Here is an 11,699-nt window from a genome sequence, read left to right as displayed (position 1 = left end):
TAACCTGGCGGTATGAGCGTTGCGGACAAGTTGACCTCCCGTCTCCCGATGATCGGCGACCGGGGTGAGCGCAAGGACGTCGTCGCGGTGGTGAAGCTGCACGGGGTGATCACGCCGACCCCGTCGCCCCTGGCCAGGGGAGCGATCAACCTCGCCGCCGTCGAGTCCGCGCTCACCCGCGCGTTCGCGCACGAGCGGCTGAAGGCCGTCGCGTTGCAGATCAACTCACCGGGCGGTGCGCCGACGCAGTCGGGCCTGGTCGCGGAACGGATCCGCCAGCTCGCCGACGAGAAGAACGTGCCCGTGCTGGCCTTCGCCGAGGACGTCGCCGCGTCCGGCGGGTACTGGCTGGCTTGCGCCGCCGACGAGATCTACGCGCACCGGACGTCCATGGTCGGCTCGATCGGCGTGATCAGCGGCGGGTTCGGGTTCACCGGCCTGCTGGAGCGGTTCGGCATCGAGCGGCGGCTGCACACCGCGGGCGCGAACAAGTCCCGGCTCGACCCGTTCAGCCCGGAGAAGCCCGAAGACGTGGAATGGCTGAAGAAGATGCACGGCCAGCTCCACGAACTGTTCGTCGACTGGGTCACCGAGCGCCGCGGAGACCGGCTCTCCAGCTCGGAGGACCTGTTCACCGGCGACGTCTGGCTGGGTGCCCGCGCGGTCGAACTCGGTCTCATCGACGGTGTCGGCAGCCTCCGTCAGGTGATCACCGAGCGGTACCCGGACGCCGAGATCTCGGTCGCCGAACCGAAGAAGGCGCTGCTGGCGCGGCTCGGCATCGGCGCTCCCGCCGCGGCGAGCGCGCTGCTGGACGCCGTCCAGCACAAGGCCGCTTGGAGCCGCTTCGGCCTCTGACGCGCGCTATGAAAGGTCCTTTCCTTGCAAAATTTGCGAGGAAAGGACCTTTCCTAGCGTTCGGGGTGGGAATGGATTCACCCGAACGGTGGTAGGCGTAAGTGGTTCAGACCAGGTGTCATATCGGACATACCGCTTTGTTGTGACCGGCAACAAAACCTCGACAATGATGACGAGGAGGTCCGATGTCCGTTACGTCTCCCCACCGGAGCCGCTGGAAGATCGCGCTCGGTTCGGCGCTCGGCGCGGCACTGATCACGGTCCCCCTGACGTTCCCCGCCTCGGCCGCCGTCCCGCCGCCGCCCGCCGGCTGGACCACGGTCTTCACCGACGACTTCACCGGCGCCGCGGGCTCGCTCCCGTCGAGCGCGAACTGGATCATCGACACCGGCCACGCCTACCCCGGCGGCCCCGGCAACTGGGGCACCGGCGAGATCCAGAACTACACCGCGAATCCCGCCAACCTCGCCCAGGACGGTTCCGGCAACCTGCGGATCACGCCGCTGCGCGACAGCGCGGGCAACTGGACCTCGGCGCGGATCGAAACGCAGCGCACGAACTTCAAACCGCCGTCGGGTGGCGCGCTGCGCATCGAAGGCCGCATCCAGATGCCGAACGTCACCGGCGCCGCGGCGCTCGGCTACTGGCCCGCGTTCTGGGCGCTCGGTTCGCCGTATCGCGGCAACTACTGGAACTGGCCCGCCGTCGGCGAGTTCGACATCATGGAGAACGTCAACGGGATCAACACGGTCTGGGGCGTGCTGCACTGCGGCGTCAACCCCGGCGGCCCGTGCAACGAGACCACCGGCCTCGTCGGCAGCCGGACCTGCCCCGGCGCGAGCTGTCAGAGCGCGTTCCACACCTACACCTTCGAATGGGACACCTCCGCCGTCCCCAACGTGTTCCGCTGGTTCGTGGACGGACAGCAGTTCCATTCGGTCAGCCAGAACCAGGTCGACGCCACGACGTGGGCGAACATGACCGGCCACGCGGGCTACTTCGTGCTGCTGAACGTCGCGATCGGCGGCGCGTTCCCGAACAACAACTCCGGCACCACGACGCCGGGGCCGGGGATCGTGCCAGGACGTCCGATGCTCGTCGACTACGTCACCGTCCTGACCCGCGGTGGCGGGGGCACGACACCCACCCCGACGACAACGACGAGTAATCCCGGTGGTGGCAGTGCGTACAGCACGATCCAGGCGGAGTCCTACAGCCAGGCCGCCGGGATCGCCAAGCAGACCACGTCCGATTCCGGCGGTGGCCAGAACATCGGCCCGGCGGGCAACGGTGACTGGGCGTTGTACCCGGGCATCGATTTCGGGACGCAGACCGCCAGGCAGTTCCAGGCGCGGGTGGCGTCCGGCGCGACGGGCGGGGTGAGCGGTCTGGTCGAGGTCCGGCTCGACAGTCTTTCCAGCGCGCCCGTCGGCAGCTTCGCCATCGCCGGCACCGGCGGCTGGCAGAGCTGGCGGACCGTTCCGGCGAACATCAGCGGGATCACCGGGAAGCACGACGTCTATCTGACCTTCACGAGCGGACAGCCCGCGGATTTCGTGAGCGTCAACTGGTTCACCTTCACCTCGTGAAGGGCCGGACGTGGCACGGCTAGGCGGTTCGTGCCACCGGAAAGATGACGGCACCGGCCACCCCAGGCGCGGGGGTGGGCGGTGCCGTCCTTTTCGTTCGACTTTCCCGGAGCGGGCTGGACAGGGAACCCGGCAGTGGGCATTATGCGACTCACTGTGAGTGCTCACGATGACACCCGGAAGCTCATTGTCCTTGCGGTGGACGATGAGCCCAAAGGGCTGGACGAACTGGTTCACTGTCTCCGGAACAGCCCGCACGTCGCCCTGGTCTTCCCGGCGATCGATGCTTCGGAGGCGCTTCGCCTGCTGTCGACCGACGATCCGAGGCTCGGCGACCGCAAGGCACGCGGCCTGCCGATCGTGGACGCGGTGTTCGCCGACATCGACATGCCCGGACTGTCCGGCATGGAGATGTCCCGCGTGTTCGCCGCGCTGCGCCCCTCACCGGCGCTGGTGTTCGTGACCGGGCACGCCGAAGAGGCGGTCAACGCCTTCGACCTCGGCGCGCTCGACTACGTCCTCAAGCCCTATCAACAGGATCGGCTCGACCGCGCGATCTCCCGCGTGATCGAGAAACTCGCCGCCAACGCCGCGCCGCCGCCCGGCGCGTCCGGTGTCGGGCAGGTCAAGAACGACGACGAGGTCATCCCCGTCGAACTCGCCGGCACGACCAAGCTCATCCCGCGGTCCTCGGTCCGCTGGGTCGAAGCGCAGGGCGACTACGCCCGGTTGTTCACCACCGACGGCAGCCATCTGGTCCGCATCCCGCTCGCCCAGCTCGAAGAGCGCTGGGAGAAGGCGGGTTTCGTCCGGATCCACCGGTCGTTCCTGGTCTCGCTGCCGTTGATCACCGAGTTGCGCATGGGGCAGGGCGGCTACCAGGTCGTCATCGGCAACGAGGAGAAGGTGCTGCCGGTGAGCCGCCGTCACACCCGCGCGCTCAAGGACCGGCTCGTCGGCGCCAACCGGTCGACGTAGCCCCGGGACATGACCGACGACTTCTACCGCCGCGTCAACGGCGTCCGCGAGCCGGATCCGACCCTGGGCAAGGGCAGGCACAAGAAACCCGCCCCGTCCGAGGGTGCCGCCGTGGAGCCGGTGCCGGGTGCGCCGTCCGGTCCGAAACACGAGCAGCCGAAGCCCGAACACCACGCCAAACCCAAGCGGCAGCGGGTGATCCTCGCCGATCCGCGGCAGGCCACGAGCACGTTGCGGGCCAGGGTCGAACTCGAAGAGCAGACCAGCTGGGGAAAGCTCCTGGTCAAGGACCTGGTGAAGATCCAGCTGCGGACGGCCGCGCTGCTGGCCCTGCTGGTGATGGTCACGCTGTGCTCGTTGCCGGTGCTGTTCTACCTGATCCCGTCCTTCGGGCGGCTGACCGTTCTCGGCATCCCGCTGTCCTGGCTGATCCTCGGCGTGGCACCGTTTCCGTTCCTGTTCGGCATCGGACTCTGGTACAACCGGCTCGCCGAACGCCATGAACGCGACTTCGTCGACATGATCGAGAACTGATTGCGGAGCTGCACATGCGAGGATCCCTGCTGTGCAGCAGCTGAATCCGTGGGCCGTCGCCGGCATCGTGCTGGTCGCGGTGCTGACCTTCTACCTGGGGCACCGCTCCTCGAGGTCGGCCGTCAGCACGCACGACTTCCTCGTCGCCCGCCGCACCGTGCGTTCCCGGCGCAACGCCGCCGCGATCTCCGGTGAGTACCTGTCCGCCGCGTCGTTCATGGGCGTCGCCGGCATCGTGCTCAAGGACGGCGCCGACGCGCTGTGGTTCCCGATCGGTTTCACCGCGGGGTATCTCGCGCTGATGCTGTTCGTCGCCGCGCCGCTGCGGCGATCCGGGGCGTACACGTTGCCGGACTTCGTCGAGATGCGGCTGGGCTCGACCCTGCTGCGCCGGGTTTCGACGGCGTTCGTGGTGTTCATCGGGATCCTTTACATGGTCCCGCAGCTGCAGGGCGCCGGGCTGACGCTGGCGACCATCCTGCCCGTGCCGGCGTGGGCGGGCGCGATCCTGGTGACCTGTGTGGTCGGGTTCAACGTGATCGCGGGCGGGATGCGCGCCATCACCGTCGTCCAGGCCTTCCAGTACTGGCTGAAGCTGTTCTCCATCGCGGTGCCGGCCTTCATCCTGTGCATCGTCTTCCTCGGCTCCGGCGGGCCGGGCAGCGCGCGCCCGCTCGGGCAGCCCGCCCCGCCGGCGTTCACCGAGAACACCACGGTCACGGTGCAGACCGACGTCACGCTGAAGGTCACCTCGGTGACCTTGCTCGAGGCGTACGGTCAGGTCGAAGGCGCGCGGGCCAACGGTTTCGCGGTGTGGACCCCGGAAGCCGGGCACAAGGTCGGCAAGGGCACCACCCTGAAGTTCCCCGCGGGCACGCCGGTCCCGGTGGTCAGCGACGCGCCCGCGTCCAACAGCGACTGGCTCCGGCCGAATTCGGGCAGTCTCACCGATCTGCTGCAGGTCTATTCGCTGATCCTCGCGACCTTCCTCGGCACCATGGGCCTGCCGCACGTCCTGGTCCGCTTCTACACCAACCCCGACGGCAAGGCCGCGCGCCGCACGACGGTGCACGTCCTGCTGCTGCTCGGCCTGTTCTACCTGTTCCCGACGCTGCTGGGCGCGCTGTCCCGGATGTACGTCCCGGAACTGCTGGTGACCGGGAAGACCGACGCCGCCGTCCTCCTGCTGCCGTCCGCCGTCCTGCCCGGACTGTGGGGCCAGCTCCTCGGCGCGGTGACGGCGGCGGGCGCGTTCGCCGCGTTCCTGTCCAGTTCGTCCGGGCTGCTGGTGAGTGTCGCCGGGGTGGTGTCCACCGACCTCCTGCCCGGCCGGGTCCGCGATTTCCGGGTGGCGACGGCGATCGTGGCGCTGATCCCGTTCGGGCTGGCGGTGCTGCTGCCGTCGGAGGACCTCTCGCTTTCGGTCGGGATGTCGTTCGCGCTGGCCGCGTCCACGTTCAGTCCCTTGCTGCTGCTCGGGGTCTGGTGGCGGAAGCTCAGCTGGCCCGGCGCGCTGGCCGGGATGCTCGTCGGCGGCGGGCTGGTGCTGACCGCGCTGGTGGTCAACATCGTCAGCAAGTACACCGGCGGCTGGGCGCCGTGGTTCTCGAACCAGCCCGCGCTGATCACCGTCCCGGCGGCGTTCCTGGCCACCTACGTGGTGAGCCGGGCGACCGGCTACGGGCGGCCGGACGACGTCCACGGCGTGATGCTGCGGTTGCACGCGCCCGACCCGCTCGGCTTCATGCGGGATCGCGCGGTCGCCCGGTTCGGGCAGGCCGAGGAGAAGGCGCGGACCACCGGCAAGGGTCGTCACCGGAAGTAAATTCACCCGGTCGTGCTGCAACGCTCTACTCAGAGTCGTACCGTTCACTCAAATGGATTGCCCCTTCCGCGCCCTATGAGGGGCATGATCTTTCGTGACAACGAAATCACCGAATGGTTGCGGCAGGTGGGAGGTCCGACGTGAGCGACACCGATCAAGACCTCGGGTCAGATCCCGAATCCGACTGGGAAAAGGTGCAGGCGAGCGCGGAATTCACCGAGCTGCGACGACGGCTGCGGGTATTCGTTTTCCCGGTCTCGGCCCTGTTCCTTCTCTGGTACCTGCTTTACGTGCTCCTCGCCGACTACGCGACCGGGTTCATGAGCACCAAGCTCTTCGGCAACATCACCGTCGGCCTGGTCTTCGGCCTGTTGCAATTCGTGTCCACCTTCGTGATCACCGGCCTCTACGTCCGGTACGCGAACCGGAAACTCGATCCGCTCGCCGACAAGATCCGCCATGAGGTCGAGGGGACGGAACGGTGAGCACGCTGGCCGCGGGCGTCCAGGGCAGCGATCCGACGCTCAACATCACCATTTTCGCGGTCTTCGTCGCGATCACCCTGGTGATCGTTTTCCGGGCCAGCCGGAATACGAAGACCGCGTCGGACTACTACGCCGCGGGGCGCGCGTTCACCGGTCCGCAGAACGGCATCGCGATCTCGGGTGACTATCTTTCGGCGGCGTCGTTCCTGGGGATCGCCGGCGCGATCGCGATCAACGGTTACGACGGTTTCCTCTATTCGATCGGGTTCCTCGTCGCGTGGCTCGTGGCGTTGCTGCTGGTCGCGGAACTATTGCGCAACACCGGCAAGTTCACCATGGGCGACGTGCTCGCGTTCCGGATGAAGCAGCGTCCCGTCCGCGCGGCCGCCGCGATCTCGACACTCGCCGTCTCGTTCTTCTACCTGCTCGCGCAGATGGCGGGGGCGGGCGGCCTGGTGAACCTGCTGCTCGGCATCGAGGGGAACCTCGGCCAGGACCTGGTGATCGCCGTCGTCGGCGTGATCATGATCCTGTACGTGCTGATCGGCGGGATGAAGGGCACCACCTGGGTCCAGATCATCAAGGCCGTCCTGCTGATTGCGGGTACCTTCGCGATGACGCTGTGGGTGCTCGGGAAGTACGGCTTCAACCTCTCCACCCTGTTCCAGGCCGCCGTGGACAAGGGCGGCCAGACCGGGCAGGCGCTGCTCGGCCCCGGCAAGCAGTACGGGAAGACCGGCACGACCAAACTCGACTTCCTGTCGCTGGGCATCGCGCTGGTGCTGGGCACCGCGGGTCTGCCGCACGTCTTGATGCGCTTCTACACGGTGCCGACGGCGAAGGACGCGCGCCGTTCGGTGGTCTGGGCGATCGCGCTGATCGGCATCTTCTACCTGTTCACCCTCGTGCTCGGCTACGGCGCGGGCGCGCTCGTCGGGCCGGAGGTGATCGCGAAGGCGCCGGGGACGACCAACTCGGCGGCGCCGCTGCTGGCGCTCGAACTGGGCGGCCCGGTGCTGCTGGGGTTCATCGCGGCGGTGGCGTTCGCGACGATCCTCGCGGTGGTCGCGGGCCTGACGATCACGGCGTCGGCGTCGTTCGCGCACGATGTCTACGCGAACGTGCTCAAGAAGGGCAAGACGGACGCCGACAGCGAGGTCCGCGTCGCGCGGATCACCGCGCTGGTGATCGGGGCGGTCGCGATCGTCGGTGGCATCCTCGCGAAGAACCAGAACGTGGCGTTCCTGGTGGCGCTCGCGTTCGCGGTGGCGGCGTCGGCGAACCTGCCGACCATCCTCTACTCGCTGTTCTGGAAACGCTTCAACACCCAGGGCGCGCTGTGGAGCATCTACGGCGGTCTCGGCGTCTGCGTCCTGCTGATCGTCTTCTCACCCGCCGTCTCGGGGAAGCCTGTCGATCCGAAGACCGGCAAGAGCGCCTCGATGATCCAGGGCGTCGACTTCCACTGGTTCCCGCTCGACAACCCCGGCCTGGTCTCGATCCCGGTCGCGTTCTTCCTCGGCTGGCTCGGGACAGTGCTGTCGAAGGAGTACGACGGGAAGAAGTACGCCGAGATGGAGGTCCGCTCGCTCACCGGCGTCGGGGCGGAAAAAGCCGTGCGGCACTGAGGCCTTCTTCACGCGCGCGCAACGGGACGAGATGCGAGGATGGCAGGGTGGTGAGCCCTGCTGACATCCCGACCGTCGCCGTCCGTGATCTGCCGAAGGACGGTGTCGCGCTGCTCGACGTCCGTGAGGACGACGAATGGGCCGCCGGGCACGCCCCTGGCGCCAAGCACATCCCGATGGGCGAGCTGCCCGCGCGCGTCGGCGAACTCGACGATCTGCCCGACGACCAGCCGGTCTACGTGATCTGCCGCAGCGGCGGCCGGTCCGCCCGCGCCGCCGCGTGGCTCAACGCGAGCGGCTGGGACGCGGTCAACGTCGCGGGTGGGATGGGCTCCTGGCAGCAGGAGGGGCGCCCGATGGTCGCCGACCATCCCGGCGCCGAACCCGAAGTGCTGTAACCGTGCAGCCAGGCCACTACCCGCCGAGAACGCCGGTGCCGCCGGTCCGCCCGGCCCCGATGCAGCAGCCGCGGCACCAGCCCCCGCGTCATCGCCTCCGCTGGGTCGCTTCGCCGCCTCCCGGTGCTTGGCCGCAGCGGCGCAAACCGGTGGCCGAGCGCTACTCCGGGCCACCGTCCTATCCGGTCCCGCCGCGGTGGGGCTTCCCGAACCTGGTCTGGCGCCGTCCGACCGCGGTCCCCGGCACGGCGTCCGGTGAGGTCACCGCGGGCGAACGGTTGCGGGTGATCACCCGCAGTCTCCTGCCGGTGCTGTGGACCTTCGCCGCCCTCGCGCTCGTCGCCTCGGCGGCGGAGATCTGGCGCTATGTCCTGCTCGTGCGGAGCCGCGACTCCGCGCTGTCGACGTCCGTCGTCTCGGTTTCCGACGGCTTCGTGGTCACCGCCGGCCTGCTCACGACGATCCTTTCGCTGCTGCCGGCCGGGCTCACCGTCTGGTGGCTGCTCGTGGCCCGGCACGCCGCCGCGGACGCCGCCGACGAGGTGCCGCCGAGGCGGCAATGGCAGGTTCTGGTGTTCGTGCTGGTGCCCGTGGTGAACCTGATCCTGGTGCTGCCGATCGTCGCCGAACTCGAACACGCCGTCCTGCGCCGCACCCGGGAAACGCGGCCGAAGCCGTCGCGGCTCGTGCTGGCCTGGTGGGGTGCCTGGGTGCTCAACTGGCTGCTGCTCGTGCTCGTCATCGTCTGGCGATTCCGCGACGGCGTCCAGGCGCTGGCCGACGGGGTCATCCTGGTCGCGCTGACCGATCTGGCCGCGGCCGGGCTCGCGGTGATGACCGCGCTGCTCGTGAAGCGCATGTCCGGCCTGCTGTCACCCGTGTCGGAGAAGCGCCTTCGCCTGCTTCGGGTGCTGAAGGTGGACGGCGCCCCGGATCCGGAACGCCGCGAACGCCCCGCTTCCTCCGTGCGCTGACCTGGGGAAAGAGAGCGGGGGACCTTTGCTATCGCGTGGTGACGCGTAGCGAGCGCAGCCCGCGGATCACGAACTCCGGCCGTCGCTCCGGCGTTTCGGCGAGTTCCAGACCCGGCAGTTTCGTGGTCAGCGAGTCGAGCGCGGCGGCGATCTCCACGCGGGCGAGCGGCGCGCCGACGCAGTAGTGGATGCCCATGCCGAAGCCGAGGTGCGCGTTCGGCGTGCGGCCGATGTCGAGGGTGTCGGGCCGGTCGAACACCTTCGGGTCGCGTGCGGCGGCGCCGAGCAGCGCGCCGATCTTCTCGCCCTCGGCCACCCGGAACCCGGCGATCTCGACGTCGGTGGTCGCCGTCCGCTCGAACAACTGGAGCGGCGCGTCGAAGCGGATCAGTTCCTCGACGCACGGGTCCAGCAGATCCGGCGACGCCACCAGCCGCTCCCACTGGTCGCGGTGGGTCAGCAGCGCGTTGACGCCGTTCCCGATGACGTTCACCGTCGCCTCGTGCCCGGCCATCAGGAGCAGGACGGCGGTCGCGACCAGTTCGTCCTCCGTGAGTTCGCTGCGGAGAAGGTCGCTGACGATGTCTTCGCCAGGGGCGCTCGCGCGCTGCTTCGCGACGTCGCGCAGGTAGTCGACGAACTCCGCCGCGGCGGCTTCGGCGGCGTCGCGCTTCTCCTCGGCGAGACCGTACTCATACATCTTCACGATGTGATTCGACAGAGTGACCATGCGCGGGCCGTCCGTCACCGGGACGCCCAGGAGTTCCGCGATGACCGCGACCGGCAGTGGCTGGGCGAGATGCTCCAGCAGATCGGCCGAGCCGGTCTCGGCGATCTCGGCGGCGAGCGCGCCGACCATGCCGTCCGTGAGTTCGGCGACCCGCGGGCGTAGCCGCTGGACGTGCCCGCGCCCGAACGCGCCCGCGATCACCCGGCGCAACCGGGTGTGGGCGGGCGGCTCGTTCTCCAGCAGCGAGTTGCGGTGCAGCAGGTTGAACGACGCGAACCGCTCCACCGGCAGCGCGTCCGTCCAGATCCGGCCGAGCCCGCGATGCCGGAGGACGGCGGCCGACGCGGCGTGCGACACCGCCACGGCGATGCCGAGTTCCTCGTGACGGTGCACGTCGGCGGCTTCGCGCAAGGCGGCGAAGGCGGGGTAGGGGTCGGCGAGGAAGACGGGATCGCTGGGGTCGAACACGCCTCGACTGTAGCCGCGCCGCGCCGGGAGTCCGTCCCGGCGCGGCGCGGGGGATCACAGATGCAGCCAGAGGCCCAGGTGCAGGTGCAGGCCGTGGTGATGATGCCCGTGGTGGTGATGACCGACGCACAACAGCAGGCAATGCCGGGCCTGGTCGGCGCTGTCGGTCCGCGGCGCGGCCGAGGCCGTGCCCACCGCGGGCCCGGCCAGCATCAGCCCGAGTGCCACCGGCAACGCGGCCAGCGCGGCCCGGCGCTTGGAGGTGCTCATCTGTGATCCCTTCTCCGCACGACGACGCCGGTCGGCGTCTTCACGAGTATTCGTCGCGGTGAGGGTGAAACGGCAGGCTGATCACCCGCGATTAGATCGTCCGGATGATGAAAACCGTTTTCAGTCACGTTTGCGTGGTACACGAACGGCCGCTGAAACCGGCCGATCCGGTCAATCCGCCGGTCGGCGGGGTGTCATCCGCGATGTTTTCGTTACCAACCTCGCTGAACCTCGGGCGCGACGCGGCGTCTCTATGGGTATTGGAACGCGGAAGCGCGGTCCGGCAAGGGGATTCCGTGGCTTTCGCCCGGAATTGTTCTGGGGTAATCGACTTTTTCAGGAATTGGGGATTTCCATGCGTATTCGTCATGCCGTTTTCGCCGGGCTCACCGCCGCCGCGCTCGCGCTGCTGCCCGCCACCGCGTTCGCCACCGAAGCACCGGTCGAGGCGCCGGAGAAGCCGAAGGGCACCAAGTTCTGGGTCTCGCCGAAGTCCGTCGAGGCCGGGGACACGGTGACCGCGCAGGGTCGCTGCGTCACGCCGTACGGCTTCTCGCTCGTCGCGCCGGACGAGTTCAAGCAGGTGTCGGACAAGTCGGTCAAGCGGGCCGGTGGCACCGACGTGAAGGTGACTTACCGGGCGCAGCCGGGTACCAAGCCCGGCAACTACCTGTTCGTCCTGCTGTGCGACACCGTCGAGCCCTCGGCGACGGTGAAGGTCGTCCCGGCGGCGAAGAAGGCTCCGGCCGAGAAGCAGCCCGCCGCGAAGCAGGTCTCGAAGGTGCCCGCCGGGGCGCCGCAGACCGGCGGCGGTCCCGTCGACGAGCCTGCGTCGGCCGGTTGGCTGATCGCGGGGCTGGCCGGAGCGGGTGCCGCGGGCGCCGGTGGCGTGGTCCTGATGCGCCGCCGTCCGGCCGTCCGGTCCTGATCGCCCGCGGGAAGGGCGGGGGTCTTACGCGACC

At 68.9% G+C, this 11,699-nt stretch carries 12 protein-coding genes; 10 read left to right on the top strand and 2 right to left on the bottom strand.

The genetic code is table 11. The annotated features are described in order from the left end of the window. The first annotated feature begins 12 nt into the window (after positions 1–12). The 9 genes from SD37_RS41165 (at position 13) to SD37_RS41125 (ending at position 9,269) form a co-directional block, all read left to right on the top strand. On the top strand, positions 13–858 hold the full coding sequence (locus tag SD37_RS41165; protein ID WP_044849608.1) for a S49 family peptidase: 846 nt from the start codon (positions 13–15) through the stop codon (positions 856–858). Positions 859–1,043: 185 nt separating this feature from the next. Further along, positions 1,044–2,447, top strand: coding sequence for a carbohydrate-binding protein (locus SD37_RS41160; protein ID WP_044849609.1), 1,404 nt, complete (start codon positions 1,044–1,046; stop codon positions 2,445–2,447). A 144-nt stretch (positions 2,448–2,591) separates the two neighbouring features. After that, positions 2,592–3,425: a LytR/AlgR family response regulator transcription factor gene (locus SD37_RS41155; RefSeq protein WP_044849610.1), complete on the top strand. Its 834-nt coding sequence runs from the start codon at positions 2,592–2,594 to the stop codon at positions 3,423–3,425. A gap of 9 nt (positions 3,426–3,434) precedes the next feature. Beyond that, complete coding sequence (locus tag SD37_RS41150) at positions 3,435–3,959, top strand: hypothetical protein (protein ID WP_044849611.1); 525 nt, start codon at positions 3,435–3,437, stop codon at positions 3,957–3,959. A gap of 31 nt (positions 3,960–3,990) precedes the next feature. After that, entirely contained in the window at positions 3,991–5,784 is a 1,794-nt protein-coding gene (locus SD37_RS41145) for a sodium/solute symporter (RefSeq protein ID WP_044849612.1), read from the top strand. A 140-nt stretch (positions 5,785–5,924) separates the two neighbouring features. After that, positions 5,925–6,269: a DUF485 domain-containing protein gene (locus SD37_RS41140; RefSeq protein WP_044849613.1), complete on the top strand. Its 345-nt coding sequence runs from the start codon at positions 5,925–5,927 to the stop codon at positions 6,267–6,269. Continuing rightward, entirely contained in the window at positions 6,266–7,897 is a 1,632-nt protein-coding gene (locus SD37_RS41135; RefSeq protein WP_044849614.1) for a solute symporter family protein, read from the top strand. The genes SD37_RS41140 and SD37_RS41135 overlap by 4 nt, the downstream gene beginning before the upstream one ends. Before the next feature lie 47 nt (positions 7,898–7,944). Next, on the top strand, positions 7,945–8,295 hold the full coding sequence (locus tag SD37_RS41130; RefSeq protein ID WP_044849615.1) for a rhodanese-like domain-containing protein: 351 nt from the start codon (positions 7,945–7,947) through the stop codon (positions 8,293–8,295). 35 nt (positions 8,296–8,330) lie between these two features. Further along, entirely contained in the window at positions 8,331–9,269 is a 939-nt protein-coding gene (locus SD37_RS41125) for a DUF4328 domain-containing protein (RefSeq protein ID WP_044849616.1), read from the top strand. 28 nt (positions 9,270–9,297) lie between these two features. On the opposite strand, the gene SD37_RS41120 is transcribed toward SD37_RS41125, so the two are convergent. Both SD37_RS41120 and SD37_RS41115 read right to left on the bottom strand, forming a co-directional pair. Then, entirely contained in the window at positions 9,298–10,467 is a 1,170-nt protein-coding gene (locus tag SD37_RS41120) for a cytochrome P450 (protein WP_044849617.1), read from the bottom strand. Between the two features lie 54 nt (positions 10,468–10,521). After that, positions 10,522–10,737, bottom strand: a complete 216-nt coding sequence (locus tag SD37_RS41115) for a hypothetical protein (protein ID WP_037315619.1) — start codon at positions 10,735–10,737, stop codon at positions 10,522–10,524. Positions 10,738–11,092: 355 nt separating this feature from the next. Here SD37_RS41115 and SD37_RS41110 point away from each other — a divergent pair, with 355 nt between their 5' ends. Further along, positions 11,093–11,665 (top strand): hypothetical protein, encoded by a 573-nt coding sequence (locus SD37_RS41110; RefSeq protein ID WP_044849618.1) that lies wholly within the window; start codon positions 11,093–11,095, stop codon positions 11,663–11,665. Positions 11,666–11,699 lie beyond the last annotated feature (34 nt).

The sequence above is a fragment of the Amycolatopsis orientalis genome (assembly GCF_000943515.2).
Taxonomy (GTDB): Bacteria; Actinomycetota; Actinomycetes; order Mycobacteriales; family Pseudonocardiaceae; genus Amycolatopsis; species Amycolatopsis orientalis.
Note: the sequence above shows the minus strand (reverse complement) of the source record. Positions and strands in the feature narration are given on the sequence as shown.